Below are 24,681 nucleotides of genomic sequence, written 5' to 3' on the forward strand. Positions count from 1 at the left end.
GGTCAGGCCGCTGCAGCCAGTCCGGCGCCAGCCAGCGCCGCCAGGCGCGCCTGTGCCAGCGCGGCCATGCCGGCCACGATCTGCTCGCAGGATTCGATGGCCCGGATCGCCGCGGCGGCCTGGCCGCTGGGCAGCACGCCTTCATCGGGGCATCCCTCGACCATCGCGCGCTGGATCAGCACCGGCGCGTTGGCGGCCATCAGGGTCTGGGCGGCGCTGTAGTCCTGCTCGCGCATCGCGCGCCAGGCGGTGGCCAGCATCTGCGCGCTGCGCATGCCGGTACGCGCCTGCCACTTGCGCGCGGCCGCCAGCGCCAGCCAGGTGCGCCGCAGCGGACCGGCCTTCTCCAGCGCCAGCAGCAGGTCGTTGTCGATCATTCGCTGCGGCAGGCCGTCAATGGCCAGCGATACGCGGATGCTGGCCGGGTCGCGCACCTTGACGTAGCGCTCCAGCGTTGGCGCCGGCACCGGCGATTCGGCCGACATCAGGAAGCGCGTGCCCATGGCCACGCCGGCCGCGCCGTAGGCCAGTGCCGCGGCCAGTCCGCGGCCGTCGAAGAAGCCGCCGGCGGCCACCACCGGCACGCTCACGCTGTCCAGCACCTGCGGCAGCAGCAGCGTGGTCGGCGTGCCGCCGGTATGGCCGCCGCCCTCGCCGCCCTGCACGGTGACCACGTCCGCACCCAGTTCCACGGCCTTGGCCGCATGCTTGGCCGCGCCCACGGTCGGCATGCAGACCACGCCGGCCGCCTTGAGCTTGCCGATCATCTTCGCGTCCGGGCCACGCCCGTAGCTGACGGCGCGCAGCCGGTGGCGGATCGCCATCTCGATCACTTCATCCGCGTTGGGCTGGAACATGTGGAAGTTGATACCGAAGGGCCGGTCGCTGAGCGCCTTCACGCGCAGGATCTCGCGCTCGACCTCGCCGGGCGCAATGGTGGCGCCGGCCAGGAAGCCGAAGGCCCCGGCATTGCCGCTGGCCGCGACCAGCTTCGCATCCGCCACCCAGCCCATCGCCGTCTGCACGATGGGGTAGCGGCAGCCCAGCAGGTCGCACAGCACGGTGTGCAGGCTCGCGGGGCTCATGCCTTGTCCTCGCCGGTGCGTTGCGAAGCGGCCATGGCGCGCGCGTCATAGCCGCCGAGCTTGTCGCCGCTGACCAGCTCGTTGTGCGCATGGGCGAAGTGGTGCCAGGCAAACACCGCATCCATCGCGGTGCGCTTGCCCTGCAGGTCTTCCACATGGTTGACCGCCTGCTTGGTCAGCGTCAGGCCCAGCCGCGGCATCTGCGCGACCTTGGCGGCCATGCCGTAGACGGTGTCTTCCAGCGCGTCGCGCGGCACCACGCGGTTGACCATGCCCATGCGCTCGGCGCGTTCGGCGCCCATGCGCTCGCCCAGGAACAGGAACTCCTTGGCGATGCGCGGATGCAGCTCGTAGGGATGCGCGAAGTACTCGACGCCGGGAATGCCCATGCGCACCACCGGATCGGCAAAGAAGGCATCGTCCGACGCCACGATCAGGTCGCATACCCATGCCAGCATCAACCCGCCGGCGATGCAGGCGCCATGCACCATGGCGATGGTCGGCTTGGGCAGCTCGCGCCAGCGCCGGCACATGCCCAGGTAGACCTCCTGCTCGCGGGCATAAAGAAACTCGCCGCCCGGCTTGTTGACGTGGTCATACCAGAGCGAGGCACGCTCGAACGACTCGTTGATGTCGCGTCCCGGCGTGCCGATGTCGTGCCCGGCCGAGAAATGCTTGCCAGCGCCGCGCAGCACGATCACCTTGACCGCGTCGTCCGCGGCGGCGCGCCGGTAGGCTTCGTCCAGCGCGTAGGTCATCTTTGAGTTCTGCGCGTTGTGGAACTGCGGCCGGTTCATGGTCACGGTGGCAATGCCGTCCGCGACCTGGTAGAGCACCTCGGCATTGGGGCCAAGGCTGATGGCTTCGGTAGCTGGCGTTGTCATGTCGGCCTCACACGCGTCCGGAAGGATTGCCGCGCACGATGGCCGCGCGCAGGTTGTGCGGATCAAGCTGGGCGATCAGCCGCAGCTCTTCCGGTGTCGGCGGCGCCGTCTCCGGCAGGGCCTCGCCGGGCGTGTTCGCCAGCGCAAAGCCCGTGGCCGCCTGTACCTGGTCGAAGCTCGCCCCCGGGTGCAGCGAGCGCACGCGGATGGCATGGTCAGCCCCCCCGAAATCCATCACGCACAGGTCGGTGACAATCACGCGCAGGTCAACGAAGCTGCGCATGCCCTCCAGCTGGCGGGCCGGGTTGTAGCCGGCGCTGCAGACCATGTCGACTTCACCGGCGACAAACGCGCGCGTGCTGTGGGCCGGCACGAAGAAGGAATTGGCGTGGTGGATGCTGTTGCCGGGAAAGCCGCGCGCGCCCAGCAGCTGGGTCCTGGGCTGCGCATGGGTGCCGCCCAGGCAGGAAATATTGGCCTGGCCGAAGCGGTCGATCTGTGTCGGCATCACCAGCGCGTGGCGCCGCCCGCCCCACAGGCAGTCGAACACGCGCGAGTAGCCCATCCAGCCGCTGGCGCGCACCTTGTAGCCGGGCTCGCGCGGGCCCAGCGGCACCGGCGTTTCCACCAGGTAGGCCTCGCCGTCGGTCAGCAGCAGGCCCGGGTTGTGCGCAAGCCGCGCCAGGCCGGCGGCGATGCGCGGGCCGGTGCCGATGCCGGTGGCCAGCACCTCGCCGTCGTCGCGCCATTCGCGGGCGGCGGCGGCAATCATCAGCTCGGCGCGGGTGAATTCATAAGTGGCGCTCACGGTCGCTCCTTGGGTTGGCGGGTTCAAAGTACCGGCAGCGGCAGGTCGTGCACGTGGCCAAGGCCGCCGATGCGCTCCAGGTAGGCCGCTTCGCTCGCGCCCACCACCTCGTCGCGCCAGGTGCGGAAGCCGTCCTCGGCCTCGGCGCCGGCGCAGTACGCCTTCAGCGCGGGCAGGTCCCAGCCGTAGGCCGGCGCGCAGGAAGTGGGATGGGCGCCGCCGGGCACGTGCACCACGCCGCTTACCAGCGAGCGCTCGAAGGCGTTGTTGCGCGCGCGCGCCAGGTCTTCATCCTCCAGGCGCGGGTGCAGCGCTTCGCAGCTCACATAGCAGCGGTGCGCGGCGCGTGCGAACCATTCATCGAAGAACGGATCGGGCCCGTCGATGCGGGTGTTGCCGAGCACATCGCTGTCGTTCACGTGCAGCAGCGCGGCATCGAGCTCGATCGCCGGCATCGCCACCAGCACTTCGCCATCGGCATAGGGCGAACGCACCGTCCTCAGCTGGGGGTTCATGTCCAGCACGTCGGTGCCCAGCGCGGCGCGCGTCGGCAGGAACGGCAGGCGCGCGGCCGCGGCGCGCAGGCCCAGCTGCAGCATGCCTTCGTCAAGCTCCGTCACTTCCAGCACGCCGCGCTCGCGCGCCTGGCGGAAGTAGGGCTCGAGCGGAATCACGTCGAGCGAGACGAAGCCGAACACCAGCCGGCGCACCTTGCCGGCCGCGCACAGCATGCCCACCTCGGGGCCGCCGTAGGCGACCACGGTCAGGTCCTTCAGCGGCGAGCGCAGGATCTCGCGCACCAGCGCCATCGGCTTGCGGCGCGGGCCCCACCCACCGATGCCGATGGTCATGCCGTCGGCGAGCTGGCCGACCACGTCGGCCGCGCTCATGGTCTTGTCGATTGTCTTGGTCATGGTGTGTTTAGCGGTATCCGATGCTGAAGTCGTGTCCCCACAGGCTGACGCGCGTGGCCTCGTAGGCGGCGTGGTGGCTCCAGTCCACCTCCAGGCCGCCGTGGCCGAACTCGAGGTCGAAGCCGCCGGGGGTCTTCATGTAGAAGGAAGTCATGCGGTCATTGCAGTGCTGGCCCAGCGTGGCCGAGAGCTTCACGCCGTGCTGCTGCGCGCGGTCCAGCGCGCGGCCCACCTCGGCCATGTCCGGAACCTCGGCCATCACGTGGATGCAGCCGGCTTCCGATGGCATCTCGAAGATCGCCAGGCTGTGGTGGCGGGCGTTGCCGCAATGCAGGAAGTGGATGCGCTTTTCCGGTTCGGCAGGGTCGTTGGTAAAGCGCACGCGGAAGATGTCGGACAGGCCGAAACCCATCACCTCGCACAGGAAGGCATAGGTCTCGTCGAAGGCCGGCGCGGGCAGGACCGCATGGCCCGCCCCCATCGGGTCCGTGATGAAGCGCGGCACGCCCACCGGCGAGATAAAGCGCAGGAAGTCCGAGCGCATGCCCCAGGAAATCTCATGGCGGTTGCCAGAGGGATCGGCAAACCAGGCCATGGCCTGCACGCGGCGCTGTGCCAGTTCCGCGGCGCTGGCGTGCACGACCTCAACGTTCGCCTGGCGCAGCGTGTCGAGCGCATGGCGGTAGGCCGGTTCGTCGGCCAGCTCCCAGCCCGATGCCAGGTAGCGGTCGCGCGCACCCGGCACCACCAGGTAGCGGTAGTCGCGCTCGTCCATCTTCAGGTACAGCGCACCGCCGGGGGCGCCGGAACAGGTCATGCCCAGCACCTGTTCGGCATAGTGCCGCCATTGCCCCAGGTCGGTGGACTCGACCACGATGTAGCCAAGCGCACGGATATCCAACATGCCGGTCTCCTCAGGTTCGTTGCCACTGCTGGCTGATGGGACCATTCTTCCGTGCGCTGCAGCCCGGCACATCGTCCAGTGGGACTAGCCGGTCCGGCGCGGGCGTCACGCCGCTGCCGGGCGCACGAGGTACTGGCTGGTGGGGATCACGTCGATCTTGTCGAAGTCGATGAAGCGCTGGCAGCTTTCCATCATGGCCTGCAGGTTGCGCTGGAACTTGTCTTCGTCGCCGGCCGCGTCGAAGAACGCCTGCGGGTCGGTCATCGCCGCATCGGGGAAGCCCTCTTCGACAATGGCGTCGTAGTGCGGCGCGGCGTAGGTGAGCGGCCGCACCACCACGTTCTGCACGTAGAGGAAGTTGTCCTGGGTCTCGACCGCCACCGGCGTGTGGTGGTTGTGCCAGATGTCCAGCCAGGCCTGCGGCGTAAGCCGGGGCGGCCGGGTAAGGAAGGCAAGCTGCGCGAAGCCGGGCGTGCGTTCGCCGGGCGCGGCCGGGAAACGTGTATTGCGAATGGGCTGGGACTCGGTCACGAGGTAGCCGGCCATGCGGCCCACGGCGGCCGCGATCGCCTGGTCGAACGGCTGCCGCAGGCGGTCGATGGCGCTGTCCATCCAGACCGAGACCAGCCCGTCCATCTGCGGGCGGGTATTCGCCTGGCGCAGGCCCGCGGCCGGCAACACCGCGTCATCGGCCACGTTCACCTGCAGTCCGCGCGCGCCCAGCGCCAATAGCTTGTCCGCAAGCGTCGTGCGCAGCCGGCGCGCGAACTCCCCCGGCTCGGTCTGAGAATCGCGCCAGACGATATAGATGACTTTTTCCATGCTCCACGCTCCCTGGTACAGGTGCCGGCCGGGGCCGGACAGGTTGATGCGTGCGCGGAACAGGACCAAGCGCGGACAGCACGCGTCGCTGCGTCCGTCTGAGGTGCCATCCGTGTGCCGCGCCCGCTTGTCGGATGCATGCTAGGGGCGCGCATGGCGGGACTCATCCTCCATTCGGACTAGGAGAACCGATCGTCGGGCCACGAGGGAGTTACGCGTGCCCTGGAACACGCGTGCGTGGATGACGCCCTGGCGCTCAGCCGAGCGTCACCACACTGCTCAGCAGCATGCGCACCAGCGTGGCCTGCCGCGTGACCCCGGTCTTGGAGAAGATCGCGCGCAGGTGGGCGCGCGCCGTGTTCTTGCTGGTGCCCAGCGCCTCGGCGGCTTCGTCGAGCGTCATGCCGTCGGCAAGCACCAGCGCCAGCGCGGTCTCGGCGGGCGTGAGGTCGAACAGCTTGCGCACCACCTCGTGCGAGGCGCGCGACTTGCGCTCGGGATCGCGGATAAAGACCGCGCAGGCCGGGCGATGGCGGTGGTCTTCGGACCATTCGCTGAGCGGAATGGTGCGGATCAGCACGCCCAGCTTGCCGCGCCCCGAGGGGCGGGTGATCGACATGGCTTCGGCCAGCGCCGGCGCGCTGCCGTGATGCCCCATCTGGGCGCGGCGCAGCAGGTACTGGAACTTGCGGCTTTCCTGTGCGTAGGCGATCTCGAAGTTGGCGCCGTTGAGGCGGATGCCGTCGTTCTCCGCCAGGATCTCGTCGGCTTCCGCATTCTTCTTCAGGATTGCACCGGCTGCGTCGAGGATGACCATGCCCACCAGCATGCGGTCGATCGCGCCCGCATAGAGGCTGCGCTCCGATTCGACCACATCCAGCCTGGAATGCAGCCGGACCGCGCGCCTCAGGTGCGGCAGGATGGTGGCGCACGCCGCCTTGTCCACCTCGGAGAAGTCCTGCGCGTCGTGCTGGCGGCAGACGCGCAGCCGGCACTCGACCCCGTCTTCGGTGCGGATGTCGGCGCCCAGCAGGTAGCGCACCCCAAGCGGCTGCAGGAACTGCCGGTAGATCTCGCTGCGGCACCAGTTGCCGGCGCCCATCGCTTCGTCGACCGTCACGGCCCGGTCCGTGGGCAGGTTGATAAAGGGATCGATGGCGTAGTAGTAGGTGTTGTACGACGCCTCGGCCTCCAGCGAAGTGCCGTCCTGCGACGCGTGCACCGCGATGCCACTGCGGTCGCTCGCGGGCGAGCGCAGGATGAAGCTCACATAGCTGGCACCAAGTTGCTTGCGCAGCATTTCCAGCGCGCGGCCCCAGGGCACGGGTTCCATCGGCCCTTCGTAGACCGCCGCCAGCAGCGCGCTGAATTGCGGCAGGCTCAGTCCGGACTGCGCAAACCAGGGCGACGCCACCCCTTGCGCCTCAACGGTCGCCATCAACATTGTCTGTCTCCTGTTTCCTCGCCCCATGCATGGACTGGCCGGTGCTCTGCGGCACCTGGGCAGCGCAGATTATAGGGAGGCTGCCTGCCGATGTCCGGCGCGCGGCGCCCTTGTTCGCCCTGGTTTGCACCATCTAAGTGTTTTCCCTGACCTGCAATCGGACGATGCCGGTCCCGCCTGCCGCCGATCAAATGGCCGCACACCACAGGGCAACCGAAGGAGAACGACTCAGATGGATTTCACCGACAAGACCGTGCTGGTCACCGGCGGCGGCGCCGGCATCGGGCTCGCCACCGCGCAAGCCTTCCTGGAACAGGGTGCGCGCGTGGCGCTGATCGAGATCGACGCACAGCGCGCCGGGCAAGCCCGGGAGTTGTTGAACAAGCCCGGCACGGAAGTGCTGGTGGTACAGGGCGATGCCACCGATGCCGGCACCGTGCGCGAACTGGCTGCGCAGGTCGAACAGCGTTTCGGGGTGCTGGACGTGCTGGTCAACAACGTCGGCGATTTCCTGCGCATCGCCAAGCCGTTCGAGCACTATGCCGACGACGAGATCGCCAGCCTCTACGCCGCCAACCTGGGCCACGTCTTCACCGTCACGCGCGCCATGCTGCCGCTGCTGCGGCGCAGTGGCGCCGGCAGCATCGTCACGGTGTCGTCGATCGAGGCCTTCCGCGGCATTCCCTACTGCAGCGTCTACGGCGCCTTCAAGGCCGCCATCACCGGCTTCACGCAGAGCCTGGCGCTGGAGCTGGCGCCGGCGGGGATCCGCGTCAACCTGATCGCCCCCGAGACCACCGAAACGCCGCAGGTTCCGGTGTCGCAGATGGTCGCTGCGGAACACCAGCACCATATCCCGCGCTGGATTCCGCTGGGCCGCTTCGGCACGCCGCGCGACATTGCCGACGGCATCCTGTTCCTGGCCAGCGAGCGCGCGGCCTGGATTACCGGCACGGCGCTGCATGTCAATGGCGGCGCGCTGGCCGCGGCCGGCTGGTATCGCGACCCCAAGGGCACGTGGACCAACATGCCGGTCATCGGCGGCAACGGCATGAACCTCTGATGGCCGCGCACCGCGGCCACACCACCCCACCAAGGAGACAAGCATGAAGATACTGATCGTCGGCGGCACCGGCATGATCGGGGGCCACGCGGCCCTGCACCTGCGCAGCCGCGGGCACGACGTCACCATCGCGGGGCGCAACCGCCCCGCGCCCGGCACGACGCTGGGCGGGCTGGACTTCCTGCGCTGCGACTACATCGCCAACGACGTGCCGGCCGCGCAGCTCGGCGCCTTCGACGCGCTGGTCTTCGCCGCCGGCAACGATGTGCGCCACGTGCCGCCCGGCGGCGACGAAGCCGCGCACTGGGAGCGCGCCAACATCGAGGGCGTGCCGCGTTTCCTGCGCGCGGCGCGCGCTGCCGGGATCCGGGTCGCCGTCTACGTCGGCAGCTTCTACCCGCAGGCACAGCCGCAGCTGGCCGAGGACAACGCCTATATCCGCTCGCGCAAGCTGGCCGACGAAGGCGTTCGCGCGCTGGCCACCGATGCCTTCCGCGTGAGCAGCGTGAACGCGCCGTTCGTCGTGGGCACGGTGCCGGGCCTGATGGTGCCGATGTTCAAGGCCTATACCGACTACGCGCGCGGCAACTTTGCGCCGATGCCGGATTTCGCGCCACCCGGCGGCGTCAACTTCATCTCGGCCACTTCGCTCTCGGAAGCGATCGAAGGCGCGCTGTTGCGCGGTGAAAACGGCAAGGCTTACCTGGTAGGGGACGAGAACCTGTCGTTCCAGGACTATTTCGGTGCCTTCTTCCGCGACGCGGGCCGCCCGGTGCCGCCTGTCATCGACCAGGAGCATCCGTTGCTGCCGGACTCGGCCATCTGCTTCGGCCGGGGCAACACCCTCTACTATGAGCCGGACGCGGCCGAGGCCGCCCTGCTCGGCTATCGCCGCCGCGACATCCTGCGCACGGTCGGCGAGATCGTGACGCAGTACAGTTAGCCCGGCGCTGCGGCAGCCTGCTTGCGCGGGCCGCCGCAGCGGGCCTTACAGCCCCGAGATCAACTGCGCGTTATCGATGCGCAATTCCGCGCCATTGATAAAGCGCGACGCGTCCGAAGCCAGGAACAGGACCAGGTTGGCCACATCCTCCGGCAGGCACATGCGTGCCATCGGGTCCGTACCGATACCAAGCGTGGCCGGATCCAGGTCCGGCACCAGCGCCTGCGTCATCGGCGTCCAGACGCCATCGGGATGGATCGAGTTGCAGCGGATCCGGTAGCCGTTCTGCTTGCAGTGCACGGCCACGCTGCGCGTCAGCGCGGTAACGGCGCCCTTGGCGCCGCTGTATGCGCACATCATGGGCAGCCCGCCCAGCGCCGCCACCGACGACATCACCACGATGGAGCCCCCGGCGGGGTTGCCCTTCATTGCCTGCACACCGAACCTGCAGCCCAGGAAATAGCCGTCGGCATTGACGCGCATGACCTGCCGCCAGCTGTCGAGCGAGGTTTCCTCGATTGACCCGAGCGGACAGATGGCCGCATTGTTGACCAGCACGTCGAGCCGGCCGAAGCGGTCCTGCGTGGCGGCCATGGCTTTGCGCCAGTCCTCCTCGCTGGCAATGTCGTGGCGCACGAACATGGCCGCATCCCCGATCTCGCGGGCCAGTGCCTGCCCGGCCTCCTGGTTGACATCGCTGATGACCACGCGCGCGCCTTCGGCCGCCAGCATCAGCGCGTCGGCGCGCCCTACCCCGCTGGCCGCGCCGGTGACCAGCGCAACCTTGTCCCTGACTTGATGCATCGTTTCTCTCCTTGAGTTGCCGGCTTCAGCCGGCTTCGGGAATCCTGCCGGCCAGCACGGCCTGCAGCGCGGCTTCGCCATACACCGCAGCCACGGTTTCATCGAGGATGGGATTGCCGCGCAGCTCGCTGCCACCGTCCACGGCGATGCTCTGGCCGGTCACCCAGCCCGATTCCGGCCCCGCCAGGTAGCGCACCGCACTGGCAATGTCGTCCGGTTCGCCGGCGCGGCCCAGCGGCATCTGCGCGACGAACTTGTCGAGGATGGCCGGGTTGTCGAACATCGGCCCGGTCGCGCCGGAGCGGGTTAGCCCCGGCCGCACCGCATTGACGCGGATGCCGCATCCCGCCAGCTCCTCGGCCGCGGCGCGCACGAACGCTTCCAGCCCCGCCTTGGCGGCGCAGTACGCCGACAGCCACCGGCAGGTCATGCGCGCCGCGTTCGACGAGATACAGACGATGGTGCCGCCATGCGGTGCCATCAGCGGCGACGCGTGGCGCACCGCCAGGAATGCGCTGGCGATGTTCAGCTCCAGCTCCGCCATCAGCGAGGCCGCGTCATGCATCAGCAGCGGACGGAAGCCGCCCCCACCAACGGTCGCGACCACGATATCGAGGCGCCGCTGCAGCTCCCAGGCTTGCTGCAGCGCGGCCTGCACGTCATCCTCGCGGCACGCGTCGCCGACGCTGATTGCCACGGTGGCGCCGGCCACCTGCGCGCACAGGCTGCGCCGTGCCGCTTCCAGCGCTTCGCCCCGCCGCCCCATGAGGACCACCGTCGCGCCGTCGCGCAGCAGCGCCAGCGCGCTGGCCGCACCGATGCCGCCGGCGCCGCCGGTGACTAGGGCTGTCTTGCCTTCCAGTACACGGGTCGTCGTCATCATGCCCCTCGCAGCGGCAGGTCCTGCGTCCAGTCCACCACCAGCTCGCGCGCGGCAATGCGCCACTGGCCGTCGCGCCGCACGAAGCGGTCCTGGTACCGGATGCCCCAGTCCAGCTTGCGCGGCACGCCGTCCTGTTCGTACAGGTGGTTGGCCACGCAATAGGTCTCGCCGGTCGCGGTATCGCCATCGACTTCGACCAGTTGCTGGTGCACGTGATGCTGCGTGGCGCTGTACTGGCCGAGCGATGCCATGCCGTCAGCAATCGCCTGCGCTCCGTCCATGCGGAAGCCCGGCCCGCTCAGCCATGCGTCCGCCGTGAACAGCGCTGCCAGTTTCGGGAAATCGCGCCGGTCCACCGCCTGCGCATAGCGGCAGGTCAGGGCATGGATGGCTTCCTTGCACTCCAGTTCAGACATGGCCAGTCTCACTCCTTGTTGTGACCGCCAGCGCCGCGATACGCCGCGCGGGCAGTCGTTGGGATGGGGACTATCGTCGGCCTTGCCGCGCCGGGGGCCATCGTCCGCGTGGAGTATCCGGACCGGGTATCGCTTAGTCCGAACGAAGGATGTCGCGATGCCGTGCCCGTTCCAAGCTTCGATGACATCAATGAAGGAGACACACATGAAGCAGGCGGAACAGGCCATCGTCGCCGTCGTCACGGGCGGCTCCCGCGGTGCCGGCAAGGGCATCGCGCTGGCGCTCGGTGCGGCAGGCGCTACGGTGTACGTGACCGGACGCACCGAGCAGGAAGGCAGCGCGCCGCTGCCCGGCACCATCCACGCCACCGCACGCGAGATCGATGCGCTGGGCGGGCGCGGCATCGCGCTCGCGTGCGATCATCGCGACGATGCGCAGGTGGCGCGTCTGTTCGCGCGGGTGCGAGAGGAATCCGGTCGGATCGACATCCTGGTCAACAATGCGACCTTCCTGCACGACGAGCTCATCATGCCGGGGCCGTTCTGGCAGAAGCCACTGGAGATGGCCGGCATCCTCGACGTGGGCCTGCGCTCAGGCTACGTCGCCAGCTGGCATGCCGCGCCCATGATGGCCGCGCAGGGCCGCGGGCTGATCGTGTTCACCTCGTCATTCGGTGCCAACTGCTATATGCACGGTCCGGCCTACGGCGCGCAGAAGGCGGGCATCGACAAGTTCGCGCACGACATGGCGGTCGACCTGCGGCCCTACGGCGTCGCGGCGGTGTCGCTGTGGATGGGGCCGCTGCGCACTGCGCGCACACTGCGGGTATGGGAAAAGCATCCGGACAAGTACGCGGGCTTCGCGCCGGTGGCGGAGACGCCGGAGTTCACGGGGAGGATTATCGATGCGCTGTACCGCGACCCTGCGCTGATGGAAAAGTCCGGCCGGGTGTTGATTAGCGCCGAAGCGGCGCTGGCCTATGGCATCGTCGATGCGGAGGGGGTGCAGCCGCCGTCGTACCGGCAGGCACTGGGCGGGCCCCCGCCGGTGCATCCGGCGATTGTGGAATAGGAATTGGGCGCGCGCGAGCGTTGGAAATTGCCACCACCTCTCGCATGCGCACCCCTCTCCCGCAAGCGGGAAAGGGGTGCAAACAAGCGCGGCCTCCTACCCTCCCTGCGACACCAACCCCGTCGTGAACATCGTCGAGCGAATCAGCCACGCACCATCGATCCGCACATACTCATCCGCATAACGTCCCGTTAGAAAGGTACGCGAACCACTGGCATCATCCAGCGCCAGGTAGGCCAGATCCCAGCTGCCCTGCGCCAGATTGTCATCCAGCACACGGATATCCCCCTGCCCCGCAAAATGCATCTCCCGCAGCGTCGGCCGGCACGCCAGTTCCGCAAAGCACTGCACCAGTGCCTCGCGCCCGGCAAAGCTGCCGATCCGGTCATAGTGGATATGCGCGTTGTCCGGCACGAAACAGGCGCGCATCGCGTCAGGGTCCTTGTCATCGCAAGCGCGCAGGTAGCGCAGCTTGAGCGCGCGGATCGCCTCCGCGGCTTCCAGCCGCGCGACGCGGTCGGCAATGGCTGCAATGTCGGTCATGATCGGTTCCTTGTTCATCAGGCTTCACGCAACTGGTACTTCAACACCTTGCCTGCCGCGCTGACCGGCAGCGACGTCACGAACAGCACCTCGCGCGGCACCTTGTAGTTGGCCATGTGCCGGCGCGCCCAGGCGATCAGGGTTTCGGCGTCCACGCGCGCGCCGTGGCGCAGCACCACGTAGGCACGCCCCACTTCACCGAGCCGCTCGTGCGGGATGCCCACTACCGCCACCTGGGCCACGGCCGGATGCGCCACCAGCAGCTTCTCCACCTCCGCCGGATAGCAGTTGAAGCCGCCCACGATAAACATGTCCTTGATGCGGTCGGTGATGCGCAGGTAGCCGCGCGCATCGAGCGCGCCGACATCGCCGGTATGCAGCCAGCCTTCGCTGTCGATGGCTTCGGCGGTGGCTTCGGGCAGGCCGAAGTAGCCCTGCATCACGTTGTAGCCCCGCACCAGCACCTCGCCCGCCTCGCCGGTGGCGGCCGGCTGCCCCTGCCCATCGATGCAGCGGATCTCGATGCCCGGCATGGCGCGGCCGGAGGTGGCGGCGACGGTTTCGGCGTCGTCGCCGGCGCGGGTCAGCGTGGCAAAGCCGCACGACTCGGTCAGGCCGTAGCCGGTGATGATGGTGTCGAAGCCCAGTTCGTCGCGCATGCGCTGGATCAGCGCGGGCGCGATCGCCGAGGCACCGGTCACCGCGACACGCAGCGACGACAGGTCGAACTCACGCAGGCGCGGCGCGTTAAGCAGGGTCTGGTAGAGCGTCGGCGGCCCGGGCAGCACCGTGATGCGTTCGTTCTCCACGCGCGTCATCACGGCCTCGGCGTCGAACACCAGGTGGGGCAGCACCGTGGCCCCGCGCGACAGCGCGGCGAGCCATCCGGCCTTGTAGCCAAAGGTATGGAAGAACGGATTGACGATCAGGTAGCGGTCGCCCGGCCGCACCCCGGTGATGGCGGCCCAGCCGTCGACGGCACGCAGGTTCTGCGCGTGGGCGGTCATCACGCCCTTGGGACGCCCGGTGGTGCCCGAGGTGAACATGATGTCCATCAGCGTGTCGCCGCGCACCCCGTCCTCGCGCTTGGCGAACGCCGCCATGTCCGCCTGTGGCGCCAGCGCGAGGAAGGCTTCCCAGGCCAGCTCGTCGGGGCCGGGCGTCCGGCCCTGCCCGGGGCGCAGGATCACCAGCCGCTCCAGCGTGGCGGGGCGGTGTGGCGCCAGCATTTGCGGATAGCTTTCGCCGAGGAAAGCGTCGACGCAGAACAGCAGGCGCGCGCCGCTGTCGGCCAGCACGGCGCCGGCCTCGGCCCCCTTCATGCGCGTGTTGAGCGGCACCAGCGCCGCGCCTATGCTGTGCGTGGCCAGCGCCGCGATGATCCATTCGGAGAAGTTCGGCGCCCAGACGGCAACCCGGTCGCCGGGCTGCACGCCCAGCGCCATCAGCGCCCGGGCCGCCTGTATCCGGCTGGCGTCGAGCGCGGCGTAGGTGAGGCGCAGCCCGTCTTCCTGGATGGCGATGCGCTCGCCGTGGCGCCTGGCCGCGCGCCGCACCAGCTCGGGAATGGTCGCGGCAATGTCGTCGTTGGCGGCGGCGAGGTCGAGGTCGAGGCCGGCCGGTGCCGCAATGGCGTCGATGATGTCAGATGGGGTCATGTCAATCCGGGAACTTCAGGTGGATTTCGGCGCTGGACGGGCGGGCCTGGCAAGCCAGGGTCCAGCCCGCCTCCAGGTCGGCGCGGTCGAGCACATGGTTCTCGCCGAGCGTCACGTCGCCCTGCGTCACCTGGCACATGCAGGCGCCGCACAGCCCGGCGCGGCAGGAATTGGGCGCGGCCACGCCGGCGCGCTGCAACGCGTCGAGCACGGTTTCGTCCGGCGCCACGCCGACGTGGTGGATCTCGCCGTCGAGCTGCACGGTCAGTGCGGCGCCGCGCATCGCGGGCGCGGGCGATGCCGTGGCGGTGTCCCCCGCGCTGGCGGCCCCGCTTGCCGGTGCCTTGGCCGCCGGCACATCGGGCAAGGACACGAAGCGCTCGACGTGCAGTTGCCCGCGCGGCACCCCCAGGGCCTGAAGCGCGGCCTGGGCGCCGTCCATGAACGGGCCGGGCCCGCAGACAAAGCATTGCGCCATGCTCCACGGCCGCACCAGTTCCTCGATCTGGCGCTGCGTGGGCGGCCCCTGCACGCTGTCCAACCAGTGGATCACGCGCAGCCGGCCGGGGTGGTTGCGCGCCAGTTCCGCAAGCGCCTCGCGGAAGATGATGGAGCGCTCGTCGCGGTTGGCATAGACCAGCGTGACCGCGCCGCGCCCGTGGCACAGCGCCGCCTTGGCGATCGACAGCACCGGGGTGATGCCGCTGCCGCCGGCCAGCAGCAGGAAATCGCCATGCAGCGCGGGCGGGGTGAACACCCCGGCGGGCGGCATCACCTCGACCGTATCGCCCGCGCCCAGGTGGTCGCAGATCCAGTTGGACACGCGCCCGCTCTGCACGCGCTTGATCGTCACGCGCAGGGCGTTGTCCACCTCAGGCGTGCTCGACAGCGAATAGCAGCGCTGCAGCGGCACGCCGTCCACGGGCACGCGCAGGGTCAGGAACTGCCCGGGACGGTAGGCAAACGCATCGCGCAGGCCGTCCGGCAGCGCGAATACCAGCGAATGCGCCTGGTCAGTTTCCGTGACGACTTCGGCGATCTGCAGCCGGTGGAATTGCACTGGCGCCATGATGTCCTTCTATTGCTTGAGGGCGGGGTCAGGCCACGCCCATGATGGTCTGCGCGTTGTCGATACGCAGTTCCGCACCGTTGATAAAGCGCGATTCGTCGGAGGCCAGGAACAGCACCAGGTTGGCCACGTCGCGCGGATGGCACATGCGCTGCATCGGCTCGGCGCCACCCACCTCCTCCGGCAGGGCCGTGGCACCGCCCGGCAGGAAGGCCGCGGTCATCGGCGTAAGGATGCCGTCCGGGTGGATCGAGTTGCAGCGGATCCGGTAGCCGCTCTGCTTGCAGTGCCCCGCCACCGCGCGCGTGAGCGCAGCCACCGCGCCCTTGCTCGCGCTGTAGGCGCAGAACGCGCCCATGCCGCCCAGCGCCGCCACCGACGACATATTGACGATGCTGCCGCCGCCCGCCTTCATCGCGGCCACGCCGTACTTGCAGCCGAGGAAGTAGCCGTCGGCATTGATGCGCATCACGCGCTGCCATTGCTCCAGCGTGGCGTCCTCGACCGAACCCAGCAACAGGATGGCGGCATTGTTGACCAGCACGCTGGGGGCGCCGAATTGCTTTTCGGTGCGCGCCATCACCTGCTGCCAGCCGGCTTCGCTGGCGATGTCATGCGGCACGAACAGCGCGGTCTCGCCGATCTCGCGCGCCAGCGCATGGCCCGCCTCCTCGTTGAGGTCGGTCAGCACCACGCGCGCGCCCTCGCGCGCCAGCAGCAGCGCGTCTTCCTTGCCGACGCCGCTGGCGGCCCCGGTGACGATGGCGATCTTTCCTTCAGTACGTTGGCTCATGGGTGGGCTCCTCGTTGGTGTGTGCCTGCCGGTCGCCGGCAGGCTGTCGTGTCAGATGGCGGCCCGCGTTGCGCCCCGACCAGATGCAGTCGGCAAGCGACAGGCCGCTTACGTAATGGTTGGATGCGATGCCAGCGGCAGTGCGGCCCACGGCGTAGAGCCCTGGAATGGGCGCCCCGCCAGCGGCGGCCAGTACACGGCCGCTGGACTCTTCCACCGACAATCCGCCCAGCGTGATGGCAGGGCACGGAAAGACGCGGCTGTTGGCCGAGATGTCGATGGCAAGCCACGGCCCGGTTTCGAGCGACGCGCACATCGGCGCCGATTTGCCGGCCGGATCGGGGATCTCGCCGCGGGCCGCGGCGTTATAGGCATCGACGGTGGCCCGCAGCGCCGCGCCGGGCATGCCCAGCTTGCCGGCAAGCGCTTCGAGGCTGGAGGCACGCCGCGCCCCCGCCAGCATCAGCAGCGCCGCGGGCAAGGCCTGGAAGGCCCACAGCCGGCCGCCCAGGCATTCACGCAGCGCGGCGCGCGCCAGTTCGCGGTTCAGGACCAGCCAGGCCCGCCCGCCATGCCGTTCGCAGATGGCGTGGCCAAGGGTGGCGCCGTAGGTTTCCTCGTTGCCGATGCGCGCGCCCTGCGCATCGACCACGCAGCCGCGCGCCCAGTCGAACGGCGGATTGATGAAGCGCCATGCCGAGACCCGCTCCAGGTGCCGCGTGGCCGCGCCCGCCGACTCACCAAGGCGGATGCCGCTGCCGTCGCAGCCGGTCGCGCCAAGGCGCCAGTTCTGCAGGTATTTGCCGGCGTGGCGCGCCACCATGGCGCGGTTGAAGATAAAGCCGCCGGTGGCCAGCACCACCGCGCCGGTGCGCACCGCGACCGGGCGCGCATGGCGCAGTTCCAGTTGCAGCACGCGCTCGCGCAGCAGGTCGGCCAGCGCAGGCGCTGCGTTGTGCAGGCGCTCGGCCAGGCGCGCCAGGCGGGCGTGGCGTTTCTGGTGGCGGCCCGGCGGCAGCTGCCACAGCTCGATGCCGACGACCGCGCCGTCCTGGTCGAGAATCAGCCGCCTTGCCGCGGTCTGGCGCATCACCGTCACCTCCGGCCGGGCCTGCACGGCGGCGCGCAGGACGGCGTACAGCGTGCGGCCGGACATGCCGGGGCCTTTCACGCGGTGACCGCGCGGCGCGGGCGCGGCATGCTGCGCGTAGGCGGCGACCGCTTCGTTGCCGGAGTAGTAGAGGTAGTAGGGCTGCGCCGGATACGAGGTCTTGCGCGGCGGCACGGTGGCGGCAAAGCCCACGCCCAGGCCTTCAAGCCAGCCGATCATCTCGCGGCTGCGCTGACAGAACGCCTGCAGCGTGGCATCGCTGACGACCCCGCCCGTCTCCTGGCGCAGGTAGTCCGCCATCGCCTGCGGTGTATCGGCGTAGCCCGCGGCGGACTGGTACGGCGTGCCGCCGCCGGCGTAGACCACCCCGCCGCTCTTGGCGCTGGCGCCCCCGCCTTCGAAGCGTTCCGCAACGATCACGCGCGCGCGGCCATGCGCGGCCTCCAGCGCGGCGCAGGCCCCGGCGGCGCCGAAGCCCACCACCACGGCATCGCAGGCGGCCTGCCACGGGTGTGCGTCCGGATCGTCGAGGCGCAGCGGCGCGTGGACCGGCGTGGCGGAATCGGTCGGAGGGTACATGCTGGCTTGCGCTCCCGGCTTAGGCCGAACACAGTGCGCCAAGCGGCGCGGACGTGGTGTAGGCACCATCGACATAGACCAGCGGCGACACCTCGCCAGCCAGCTTTACCTCGCGCAGGCGTCCGATGAAGACCGCGTGCGTGCCGTAGTCGAAGCGGCCATCCTGCTGGCACACCAGGTTCGCCTGGGCATCGCGCAGGCACGGCACGCCGAGCAGATCGTCCTCCCACTCGCCACTGGTGAAGCGTTCCTCGCCCTTGAGCCGGCCGCTGCAATCCACTGCGATATCGCGGTGGTCGGCTGCCAGCAGGTTGATGCAGAAGTCCGCGCCGGCATCCAGCGGCGGGTAGATCGAAGAATTGCGGTTGATGCAGATCAGCAGCGAAGGCGGGTCCGCGGACAGCGAATCGACCGCGGTCACGGACATCGAATAGCGGCGCTCGCCATGGCGGCAGCTGATCACCGCCACCGAGCGCGCCATGCGGCGCATCGCCATCAGCATGTCTTCGCGCAGCGCGGTGCTGGGTTCGGGGTTGGCGCTCATAGGGCCTCCTGTACGGTTTGAGCATGGGGCGCGGCGGCAGGCTGGCGCGCGTTCTGAGAGAGCACGTCGGCAGCGATAAAGCCGAAGGTCATGGCCGGGCCCAGTGTCGAGCCCGCGCCGGGATAGCTGGTGCCCATCATCGAGGCACTGGTATTGCCGATGGCGAACAGCCCGGCAATGGCGCTGCCGTCGTCGCGCAGCACGCGCGCGCTGGCGTCCGTCACCAGGCCGCCCTTGGTGCCGATGTCGCCGGCATCGATGCGCACAGCGTAGAACGGCGCCTTGCCGATCGGCGCCAGGCACGGGTTGGGCCGCACTGCCGGGTCACTGTAGTAGGTATCGAACAGGTTGTCGCCCTTGCCGAACTCCTCGTCCACGCCGGTGGCAGCATAGTGGTTCATGCGCGCCACGCTGTCGGCCAGGCCGCCGGCATCGACACCGATCCGCTGCGCCAGCTGCGCCAGCGAGTCGGCGCGCACCAGGATGCCGGACAGGCTTGCCGGAATGCCGCGGTCCGGCATGACCGAGCCGGGCAGGATCGGCCCGCACGGATATTTGTGGCGGAAGGCGGCGTCGAACACCATCCACGCCGGCACGCTGCTGCCGGTTTTCTCGTGGTCGCGGTACATGGCGGGAACGAACTCGGAATACGGCGCAGCCTCGTTGACGAAGCGCCGACCCTGCCCGTTCACCACCAGGCAGCCGGGCATGGCGCGCTCGATAAAGAGCGCGCGCTGCTTTTCCTCGCCCTGCACATGCACGGTGGGTGCGCCCCAGACGTGGGACATCAGCGCCACGCCGGCGCCGGCGGCCTGGGCGGCGCGGATGCCGTCACCGGTGTTGTTGGGCGGGGTCGCGCTCCAGGCGGCCTGGGTCGGCTGCGGCAGGTACTGTTCGCGCATGGCCTGGTTGCGCTCGAAGCCGCCGGCGGCCAGGATCACGCCGCGCAGCGCGCGGATCTCCACCACGCGCCCGTCCTGCACCGCGCGCACGCCGCGCACGGTGCCATCCTCGACGATCAGGTCCTGCAGCGCGGTGTCGAGCCACAGCGGAATCGCGCGGTCCATCATGGCCCGCCGCAGGCCGCCGACCAGGCTGTTGCCGAGCGTGAGCCGGCGGTCGCGCCGGGTCTTGCGGCGCCAGCCCAGGTCCAGCCAGTAGCGGGCAAACTGGCGCACCGCCAGGCCCAGCCAGCCGGGCGCGCGGCACAGCAGCGCATGCGCCTCGGCCGAGGTCACGGCCACGCGCCCGCCCACCAGCGTGCCCGGCGACGGCGGCCGCAGCCGTGCGAATTCCTCGCGCAGCTGCGCGCCGTCGAACGGCATCGGGTCGAGCGCGCGGTAGCCCGGCATCGCGCCCGGAACCTTCTGGAAGTAGTCCGCGTAGCGCGGCAGCGTGTAGTAACGCACGCCGGCCTGCTGCTCCAGGTACTGGAGCATGCGGGGCGCCTGCTCAAGATAGGCGCGCACGCGCTGTGGATCGCCGTGCTCGCCGGCGCACGCCAGGATGTATTCCAGCGCCGTGGCGTAGTCGTCGCGCCCGCCCGCCGGCGCGATATGGTGGTTGAGCGGAATCCAGATGCCGCCGCCGGACACCGCCGAGGTGCCGCCGTACTGGCTGCTCTTTTCCAGCACCACCACCGACAGTCCGCGGTCCGCGGCGCGGCAGGCGGCCAGCATGCCGCCGGCGCCCGAGCCGACCACCACCACGTCGAACTCGCTGGGCTGCATGCGCGCTCTGCTCTGGCTCATATTGGATCTCCGTGCGGCGCGCGGCTCAGATGAAGAAGTCAGTGTTGGCGCGGCCCATCATCACGCCGCCCAGGTTCTGGCCGAAGCGGTCCAGGTTGTTGGCGTAGTGGGCGCGGGCCGCATGCAGGTCGAGGAAGCGGCGCACCATCGGGTTGCTGCGGTAGATGCCGTTGCCGCCGGCATAGCGCAGCAGGCCGTTGGCCAGCTGCGCGCAGCGCTCGGCCACTTGCGCGGACTGGTAGCGGAAATGCAGGCGGCGCGGGGTCTGCACCTGGCCGCCTTCACGCGCAACGGCCAGCAGCTCGTCGAAATTGCGCTCAAGGATGGTCCGCATCTCGTCGATGGCGACCTGCGCGTTGGCGCAAGCCATCTGCGCGCCGCCGTCTTCCGCGGTCTTTCCGCCACCGTTGCTGCTGACGCGGCCGTCGGCATAGGCGACAAAGTCATCGAGCGTGCCTTCCAGCGCGCCGATGCAGGCGGTGCACACCGCGCGCACGAAGATCTGCGCGAACGGCAGCCGGTACAGCGGAACGTCATTGACCGCCAGCCCCGGGCTGGTGCCCATGGCGCCATCGACGGCGCGGTGGGTGCGGTACTCGGGCACGAACACGTCCTCGACCACGATATCGTGGCTGCCGGTCGCGCGCAGGCCCAGCACATCCCAGTTGCGCACGATCTTGTAGTCGGAGCGCGGCAGCAGGAAGGTGCGGTAGTCATAGGCGCCGCCCGGCTCGGCCGGCGGCACCAGCCCGCCCAGGAAGATCCAGTCGCACAGTTCGCTGCCGCTGGAGAACTTCCAGTGGCCGGAGAAGCGATAGCCGCCTTCGACCGGCGTGACCTTGCCCACCGGCATATAGGTCGAGGCGATCAGCGTGGCAGGGTTGCTGCCCCACACTTCCTGCTGCGCGCGCTCGTCGAACAGTGCCAGCTGCCAGTTGTGCACGCCGACCACGCCATAGACCCAGGCGGTGGACATGCAGCCCTTGGCCAGCGCCATCTGGATGCGGAAGAAGGTCTGCGGATCGAGTTCGTAGCCGCCGTGGCGGCGGGGCTGCAGCACCTTGAAGAAGCCCGCGGCCTGCATGTCGGCAATGGTCTCGGCGGGAATGCGCGCTTCGGCCTCGGCCTGCGCGGCGCGCTCGGCCAGCACCGGAATCATCTGCTCGGCACGCGCGATCAGCCGTGCCGCCAGTTCCTTGGGATTGTTGTCGTGATGCACCGCGGTCTCCTTGTTGCTTGGTCTTGTAGCTGGCCTTGATGTTTGCACCGGTGGGGCCGGGTGCCATCGTCTGTTGGGACTAGCTATGTCGCGATTTGGTGAGTGGGACTTCGTGGATGCTCTGGCCCTCTCCCCCGGCCCCTCTCCCGCAAGCGGGAGAGGGGAGCAAACCCGCAGGCTTGCATAGCGCCGATCAAGCCAGCGCGCGCAGCTTCCGTCCCTGCTTGCGGAAGTGCGGGATCACGTGCTCGCCGATATTGCGGATGGTTTCCAGCTGCGCCCACTGCGGCACCGTGCCCATCTGGCAGATGAACAGGATCTCGTCGGCGCCGGAATCGATCAGGCGCTGCACGTAGCCGATGCAGTCCTCGACGGTACCGTAGGCATGGTTGGGGTTGAGCATCATCATCGACGGGTCGCTGAAATCCACCGAGACCTTCTCTGAGGCGAACTTGGTGTTGATGACGGCCTTGCCCTGCGCGTCCGTGGCGGTGACATGCTCGTCGTCCCAGGTGGACGGGTCGGGCCGCTCTCCGCCGGCATACCAGTACGACAGCGACTCCATGAAATAACGCTGGCCCTTGATGCCGATCTTGCGCGCGGCCAGGCCGTCTTCCAGCACGATGGTCGGGCACAGCGCGGCCAGGTGCTGGTGCGGGCGGAAGCCCACCTGGTCCTCCGGCTTGCGGGTCTCCCACGCGGCGCGGTAGATCTCGTTCTTCCTGGCGACATCCTCGGGGCCGCCAAAGCCAAGCACCAGCGCGCCCATGCCGCGCGCGCCGGCGCGCTGCAGCGTGTCGGCATTGGTGCAGGCCAGGTACATCAGCGGGTGCGGATCCTGGCGCGGCTTGGGGTGGATCGGGCGGCGCGGGATCTTGATGAACTCGCCGTCGTGCTCGATCTCGTCCTGCGTCATGATCTTCGGGATCAGGTACATCGATTCGTCGATCATCGGGTGCAGGCTGTTCAGGTCGTAGCCGAAGGTGCCGGCCTCCTGCTGGGTGCCGCCCTTGCCCACGCCGAAGTGCACGCGGCCTCCGGACAGGATGTCCAGCGTGGCGATGCGCTCGGCCACCTTGACCGGATGGTTCATCGCCGGCGGCAGGCACACCACGCCGTGGCCGATGCCGATGCGCTGCGTGCGCCCGGCGACGAAGGCCAGGAAGGTTTCCGGCGCGCTCATGTGCGCATAGTTGGTCAGTGCGGTGTGCTCGACCGCCCAGACCACGTCAAAGCCCATGTCCTCGGCCAGCACCACCTGTTCCATGATTTCATCGAACACCTTGTGGTCGCCGGCACGCGAGGCATCGACGGTCTGGGCTTCATAGATCAGTGAAAAACGCATTGCAGTCCCCTTGTCTGGCATTGATGGTTCAGGACCGCCGCCGGGGCGCCGCCCGTTGCCGCGCCACCGGCCCGAAACGGCCTGTGTGATCGCAGTGTGGTCGGCGCAAGGCGTTGCAACATCGTCTGATTGGATTATGAACAGGACATGGAGCATCCCTATCATTGGCCGCGGGCATCACGCCCGCTTTCACCAGGAGGATCAGGACATCATGCAAGCCAGGCTGCTGCTTTACCCCGTCGCGGACATCGACACCGCGCTGCCGTTCTTCACGGAAGGACTCGGACTACCGGTGAAGTTTCGCGACGGAAACCGCTATTGCGCGCTCGACGCGGGCGCGCTGACGCTGGCGCTGGTGGCCGGCGAGGAACGCCTGGTGGACCAGCCCGCGCTGGCCTTCAAGGTGGATGAGGGTGACGATATCGCCGCGGCAATGGCGCGGCTGGTGGGTGCCGGTGCCGGCGTGACGCTGCCCGCGGCGCAGGGGCCGCATGAGACGCGCGCGGTGCTGGAAACGCCGGAAGGCTTTGCGCTGGTGCTCAGCGCAAAGCCCTGACGTGCGTTACGTGGTTTAGCCGAGAGAAATCACGCTGCTCAGCAGCATGCGCACCAGCGTGGCCTGCCGGGTCACGCCGGTCTTGGAGAAGATCGCGCGCAGGTGCGCGCGCGCCGTGTTCTTGCTGATGCCGAGCTCGTCCGCAGCCTCATCGAGCGTGAGCCCGTTGGCCAGCTGCAGCGCCAGCTGCGTCTCCGCCGGGGTGAAGTCGAACAGCTGGCGCACGACCTCGTGCGAGGCCTGCGAGCGCCGCTCGGGGTCGCGGATGAACACCACGCAGGCGGGGCGCTTGCGGTTGTCCTCGGACCACTCGCTGAGCGGGATGGTGCGGATCAGCACGCCCAGCCTGGCGCTGCCGGACGGGCGCGTGATCGACATCGCTTCCATCAGCGCCGGCGTGGTGCCGAGATGGCCCATCATGGCCTGGCGCAGCAGGCGCTGGAACTTGCGGTTCTCCTGGCCGTATTCCACGTCCAGGCTGCCTTTGGCGACACGGATGCCATCCTTGGCGCCCAGGATTTCATCGGCGGCGGCATTGGTCTTGATGATGGTGCCGGACTCGTCCAGGATCACCATCCCGACCAGCATGCGGTCAATGGCGCTGGCATAGACGGTGCGCTCGGATTCAACCACGTCGATGCGCGAGTGCAGGTCCACCGCGCGCTTCAGGTGCGGCAGCAGCGCGGTGCACAGCGCCTTGTCCGCGGCGGAGAAGTCGCGTCCGTCATGCTCGCGGCACACGCGGAAGCGGCATTCGACGCCGTCATCGGTACGCAGGTCCGCGCCAAGGATGTAGCGGATGCCGATGTCCTTGAGGAACTGCTGGTAGAGCTCGCTCTGGCACCAGGCGCCGGGCCCGAGATGCTCATCGATGGTCACCACCCGGTCCGACGGCAGGCCGATGAACGGGTCGAGCGCGTAGTAGTAGTTGTTGTAGGAGGTCTCGCCCGGCAAGGTCGAGCCATGCTCGGACGCATTGATCATCAGCCCGGGCCGGTCCGTGGCCGGCGAGCGCAGGATCAGGGTGCAATAGTTGGCATTGAGCTGGCGGCGGATCTGTTCCAGTGCCTTGCCCCAGGGCACCTGCTCCATCGGGCCCTGGTAGATATTGCCCAGCAATGTGCTGAACTCCGACAGCGACACCGTCGCCTGCGCGAACAGGTGTACGGCCGCCTGGTTCTGGCTAACCTCCATCAGCATTTTCCTCTGTCTCCATTGTGGCGTGCGCAGCGCTTCGGGCGTGCCGGGTCGGCGCTGGCCTGCTACGGGCTCTGTGGCCCTTTTTTGTGCCCTGATTATAGGGACGGCAAAGGGGTCGCGGCTTGCCCCCGCCTTCGTGGTTTGCCCTAGGCAAGACCGGCTGCACACGCTGGCCGGACTAGTCCTGCGGGACAGGCCAATCCTCACGCGCCGGCGGGCCGAACACATACTCCAAACAGACTAAGGACAGACCCATCCCGGCCGTTCAAGG

Annotated in this window: 24 protein-coding genes; 4 read left to right on the forward strand and 20 right to left on the reverse strand. The window is 68.9% G+C overall.

All coding sequences use genetic code 11. The annotated features are described in order from the left end of the window. Nucleotides 1-2: 2 nt before the first annotated feature. The 7 genes from AC3WRR_RS21790 to AC3WRR_RS21820 all read right to left on the reverse strand — a co-directional run bounded on the left by AC3WRR_RS21790 (nucleotide 3) and on the right by AC3WRR_RS21820 (nucleotide 6,861). Nucleotides 3-1,085: an NAD(P)H-dependent flavin oxidoreductase gene (locus AC3WRR_RS21790; RefSeq protein ID WP_492293960.1), complete on the reverse strand. Its 1,083-nt coding sequence runs from the start codon at nucleotides 1,083-1,085 to the stop codon at nucleotides 3-5. Further along, nucleotides 1,082-1,969, reverse strand: a complete 888-nt coding sequence (locus AC3WRR_RS21795; RefSeq protein WP_010813979.1) for an enoyl-CoA hydratase — start codon at nucleotides 1,967-1,969, stop codon at nucleotides 1,082-1,084. Before AC3WRR_RS21795 ends, AC3WRR_RS21790 begins: the two co-directional genes overlap by 4 nt. A 7-nt stretch (nucleotides 1,970-1,976) precedes the next feature. Further along, nucleotides 1,977-2,777, reverse strand: a complete 801-nt coding sequence (locus AC3WRR_RS21800) for a CoA-transferase subunit beta (RefSeq protein ID WP_492298127.1) — start codon at nucleotides 2,775-2,777, stop codon at nucleotides 1,977-1,979. Between the two features lie 23 nt (nucleotides 2,778-2,800). Then, entirely contained in the window at nucleotides 2,801-3,691 is an 891-nt protein-coding gene (locus tag AC3WRR_RS21805; RefSeq protein WP_492298128.1) for a CoA transferase subunit A, read from the reverse strand. Nucleotides 3,692-3,698: 7 nt separating this feature from the next. Further along, on the reverse strand, nucleotides 3,699-4,595 hold the full coding sequence (locus AC3WRR_RS21810) for a VOC family protein (protein ID WP_492298130.1): 897 nt from the start codon (nucleotides 4,593-4,595) through the stop codon (nucleotides 3,699-3,701). 105 nt (nucleotides 4,596-4,700) lie between these two features. Next, entirely contained in the window at nucleotides 4,701-5,417 is a 717-nt protein-coding gene (locus AC3WRR_RS21815; protein WP_010813983.1) for an EthD domain-containing protein, read from the reverse strand. A 256-nt stretch (nucleotides 5,418-5,673) separates the two neighbouring features. Continuing rightward, nucleotides 5,674-6,861, reverse strand: a complete 1,188-nt coding sequence (locus AC3WRR_RS21820; protein WP_010813984.1) for a helix-turn-helix transcriptional regulator — start codon at nucleotides 6,859-6,861, stop codon at nucleotides 5,674-5,676. A 232-nt stretch (nucleotides 6,862-7,093) separates the two neighbouring features. On the opposite strand from AC3WRR_RS21820, the gene AC3WRR_RS21825 reads away from it, so the two are divergent. Then, nucleotides 7,094-7,924, forward strand: a complete 831-nt coding sequence (locus AC3WRR_RS21825) for an SDR family NAD(P)-dependent oxidoreductase (RefSeq protein ID WP_492298133.1) — start codon at nucleotides 7,094-7,096, stop codon at nucleotides 7,922-7,924. 43 nt (nucleotides 7,925-7,967) lie between these two features. Beyond that, entirely contained in the window at nucleotides 7,968-8,867 is a 900-nt protein-coding gene (locus AC3WRR_RS21830; protein ID WP_011616727.1) for an NAD-dependent epimerase/dehydratase family protein, read from the forward strand. A gap of 45 nt (nucleotides 8,868-8,912) precedes the next feature. Here the strand turns inward: AC3WRR_RS21830 and AC3WRR_RS21835 are convergent, their stop codons facing one another. From AC3WRR_RS21835 to AC3WRR_RS21845, 3 genes are read right to left on the reverse strand one after another with little or no spacing between them, the layout of a single operon-like run. Continuing rightward, complete coding sequence (locus AC3WRR_RS21835) at nucleotides 8,913-9,671, reverse strand: SDR family oxidoreductase (RefSeq protein ID WP_011616726.1); 759 nt, start codon at nucleotides 9,669-9,671, stop codon at nucleotides 8,913-8,915. 25 nt (nucleotides 9,672-9,696) lie between these two features. Further along, a complete protein-coding gene (locus tag AC3WRR_RS21840) occupies nucleotides 9,697-10,554 on the reverse strand; it encodes an SDR family NAD(P)-dependent oxidoreductase (RefSeq protein ID WP_011616725.1) in 858 nt (285 codons plus the stop codon). Beyond that, complete coding sequence (locus AC3WRR_RS21845) at nucleotides 10,551-10,970, reverse strand: nuclear transport factor 2 family protein (protein ID WP_058697823.1); 420 nt, start codon at nucleotides 10,968-10,970, stop codon at nucleotides 10,551-10,553. The genes AC3WRR_RS21840 and AC3WRR_RS21845 overlap by 4 nt, the downstream gene beginning before the upstream one ends. A gap of 205 nt (nucleotides 10,971-11,175) precedes the next feature. Here AC3WRR_RS21845 and AC3WRR_RS21850 point away from each other — a divergent pair, with 205 nt between their 5' ends. Further along, the gene (locus AC3WRR_RS21850; protein ID WP_439669748.1) at nucleotides 11,176-12,042 is read left to right on the forward strand and encodes an SDR family NAD(P)-dependent oxidoreductase; all 867 of its coding nucleotides are present in this window, start codon (nucleotides 11,176-11,178) and stop codon (nucleotides 12,040-12,042) included. A gap of 96 nt (nucleotides 12,043-12,138) precedes the next feature. On the opposite strand, the gene AC3WRR_RS21855 is transcribed toward AC3WRR_RS21850, so the two are convergent. The 9 genes from AC3WRR_RS21855 to AC3WRR_RS21895 form a co-directional block, all read right to left on the reverse strand. After that, the gene (locus AC3WRR_RS21855) at nucleotides 12,139-12,603 is read right to left on the reverse strand and encodes a nuclear transport factor 2 family protein (protein WP_010813991.1); all 465 of its coding nucleotides are present in this window, start codon (nucleotides 12,601-12,603) and stop codon (nucleotides 12,139-12,141) included. After that, nucleotides 12,603-14,243, reverse strand: coding sequence for a FadD3 family acyl-CoA ligase (locus AC3WRR_RS21860; RefSeq protein ID WP_492298137.1), 1,641 nt, complete (start codon nucleotides 14,241-14,243; stop codon nucleotides 12,603-12,605). The genes AC3WRR_RS21855 and AC3WRR_RS21860 overlap by 1 nt, the downstream gene beginning before the upstream one ends. Before the next feature lies 1 nt (nucleotide 14,244). Continuing rightward, the gene (locus tag AC3WRR_RS21865; protein WP_492298139.1) at nucleotides 14,245-15,312 is read right to left on the reverse strand and encodes a 2Fe-2S iron-sulfur cluster-binding protein; all 1,068 of its coding nucleotides are present in this window, start codon (nucleotides 15,310-15,312) and stop codon (nucleotides 14,245-14,247) included. 28 nt (nucleotides 15,313-15,340) lie between these two features. Further along, on the reverse strand, nucleotides 15,341-16,105 hold the full coding sequence (locus AC3WRR_RS21870; RefSeq protein WP_010813994.1) for an SDR family oxidoreductase: 765 nt from the start codon (nucleotides 16,103-16,105) through the stop codon (nucleotides 15,341-15,343). Continuing rightward, complete coding sequence (locus tag AC3WRR_RS21875; RefSeq protein WP_492293950.1) at nucleotides 16,089-17,795, reverse strand: FAD-binding protein; 1,707 nt, start codon at nucleotides 17,793-17,795, stop codon at nucleotides 16,089-16,091. Before AC3WRR_RS21875 ends, AC3WRR_RS21870 begins: the two co-directional genes overlap by 17 nt. 19 nt (nucleotides 17,796-17,814) lie before the next feature. Next, the gene (locus AC3WRR_RS21880; protein ID WP_010813996.1) at nucleotides 17,815-18,339 is read right to left on the reverse strand and encodes a flavin reductase family protein; all 525 of its coding nucleotides are present in this window, start codon (nucleotides 18,337-18,339) and stop codon (nucleotides 17,815-17,817) included. After that, entirely contained in the window at nucleotides 18,336-20,090 is a 1,755-nt protein-coding gene (locus AC3WRR_RS21885; RefSeq protein ID WP_037025771.1) for an FAD-dependent oxidoreductase, read from the reverse strand. The genes AC3WRR_RS21880 and AC3WRR_RS21885 overlap by 4 nt, the downstream gene beginning before the upstream one ends. A 25-nt stretch (nucleotides 20,091-20,115) precedes the next feature. After that, on the reverse strand, nucleotides 20,116-21,309 hold the full coding sequence (locus AC3WRR_RS21890; protein WP_010813998.1) for an acyl-CoA dehydrogenase family protein: 1,194 nt from the start codon (nucleotides 21,307-21,309) through the stop codon (nucleotides 20,116-20,118). 193 nt (nucleotides 21,310-21,502) lie between these two features. Continuing rightward, entirely contained in the window at nucleotides 21,503-22,654 is a 1,152-nt protein-coding gene (locus AC3WRR_RS21895) for an LLM class flavin-dependent oxidoreductase (protein ID WP_010813999.1), read from the reverse strand. Nucleotides 22,655-22,865: 211 nt separating this feature from the next. On the opposite strand from AC3WRR_RS21895, the gene AC3WRR_RS21900 reads away from it, so the two are divergent. Further along, a complete protein-coding gene (locus tag AC3WRR_RS21900) occupies nucleotides 22,866-23,210 on the forward strand; it encodes a VOC family protein (RefSeq protein WP_010814000.1) in 345 nt (114 codons plus the stop codon). Nucleotides 23,211-23,225: 15 nt separating this feature from the next. Here the strand turns inward: AC3WRR_RS21900 and AC3WRR_RS21905 are convergent, their stop codons facing one another. Continuing rightward, complete coding sequence (locus AC3WRR_RS21905; RefSeq protein ID WP_058697821.1) at nucleotides 23,226-24,410, reverse strand: helix-turn-helix transcriptional regulator; 1,185 nt, start codon at nucleotides 24,408-24,410, stop codon at nucleotides 23,226-23,228. Nucleotides 24,411-24,681: the final 271 nt, after the last annotated feature.

It is taken from the genome of Cupriavidus sp. FW305-3-2-15-C-LB2 (genome assembly GCF_058787575.1).

Excerpts from the sequence above, each read along its gene's own strand:
- AC3WRR_RS21790 (WP_492293960.1), bottom strand. The coding sequence starts at position 1,085 with ATGAGCCCCGCGAGCCTGCACACCGTGCTGTGCGACCTGCTGGGCTGC.
- AC3WRR_RS21795 (WP_010813979.1), bottom strand. The coding sequence starts at position 1,969 with ATGACAACGCCAGCTACCGAAGCCATCAGCCTTGGCCCCAATGCCGAG.
- AC3WRR_RS21805 (WP_492298128.1), bottom strand. The coding sequence starts at position 3,691 with ATGACCAAGACAATCGACAAGACCATGAGCGCGGCCGACGTGGTCGGC.
- AC3WRR_RS21810 (WP_492298130.1), bottom strand. The coding sequence starts at position 4,595 with ATGTTGGATATCCGTGCGCTTGGCTACATCGTGGTCGAGTCCACCGAC.
- AC3WRR_RS21815 (WP_010813983.1), bottom strand. The coding sequence starts at position 5,417 with ATGGAAAAAGTCATCTATATCGTCTGGCGCGATTCTCAGACCGAGCCG.
- AC3WRR_RS21820 (WP_010813984.1), bottom strand. The coding sequence starts at position 6,861 with ATGTTGATGGCGACCGTTGAGGCGCAAGGGGTGGCGTCGCCCTGGTTT.
- AC3WRR_RS21825 (WP_492298133.1), top strand. The coding sequence starts at position 7,094 with ATGGATTTCACCGACAAGACCGTGCTGGTCACCGGCGGCGGCGCCGGC.
- AC3WRR_RS21830 (WP_011616727.1), top strand. The coding sequence starts at position 7,968 with ATGAAGATACTGATCGTCGGCGGCACCGGCATGATCGGGGGCCACGCG.
- AC3WRR_RS21835 (WP_011616726.1), bottom strand. The coding sequence starts at position 9,671 with ATGCATCAAGTCAGGGACAAGGTTGCGCTGGTCACCGGCGCGGCCAGC.
- AC3WRR_RS21840 (WP_011616725.1), bottom strand. The coding sequence starts at position 10,554 with ATGATGACGACGACCCGTGTACTGGAAGGCAAGACAGCCCTAGTCACC.
- AC3WRR_RS21845 (WP_058697823.1), bottom strand. The coding sequence starts at position 10,970 with ATGTCTGAACTGGAGTGCAAGGAAGCCATCCATGCCCTGACCTGCCGC.
- AC3WRR_RS21850 (WP_439669748.1), top strand. The coding sequence starts at position 11,176 with ATGAAGCAGGCGGAACAGGCCATCGTCGCCGTCGTCACGGGCGGCTCC.
- AC3WRR_RS21855 (WP_010813991.1), bottom strand. The coding sequence starts at position 12,603 with ATGAACAAGGAACCGATCATGACCGACATTGCAGCCATTGCCGACCGC.
- AC3WRR_RS21860 (WP_492298137.1), bottom strand. The coding sequence starts at position 14,243 with ATGACCCCATCTGACATCATCGACGCCATTGCGGCACCGGCCGGCCTC.
- AC3WRR_RS21865 (WP_492298139.1), bottom strand. The coding sequence starts at position 15,312 with ATGGCGCCAGTGCAATTCCACCGGCTGCAGATCGCCGAAGTCGTCACG.
- AC3WRR_RS21870 (WP_010813994.1), bottom strand. The coding sequence starts at position 16,105 with ATGAGCCAACGTACTGAAGGAAAGATCGCCATCGTCACCGGGGCCGCC.
- AC3WRR_RS21875 (WP_492293950.1), bottom strand. The coding sequence starts at position 17,795 with ATGTACCCTCCGACCGATTCCGCCACGCCGGTCCACGCGCCGCTGCGC.
- AC3WRR_RS21880 (WP_010813996.1), bottom strand. The coding sequence starts at position 18,339 with ATGAGCGCCAACCCCGAACCCAGCACCGCGCTGCGCGAAGACATGCTG.
- AC3WRR_RS21885 (WP_037025771.1), bottom strand. The coding sequence starts at position 20,090 with ATGAGCCAGAGCAGAGCGCGCATGCAGCCCAGCGAGTTCGACGTGGTG.
- AC3WRR_RS21895 (WP_010813999.1), bottom strand. The coding sequence starts at position 22,654 with ATGCGTTTTTCACTGATCTATGAAGCCCAGACCGTCGATGCCTCGCGT.
- AC3WRR_RS21900 (WP_010814000.1), top strand. The coding sequence starts at position 22,866 with ATGCAAGCCAGGCTGCTGCTTTACCCCGTCGCGGACATCGACACCGCG.
- AC3WRR_RS21905 (WP_058697821.1), bottom strand. The coding sequence starts at position 24,410 with ATGCTGATGGAGGTTAGCCAGAACCAGGCGGCCGTACACCTGTTCGCG.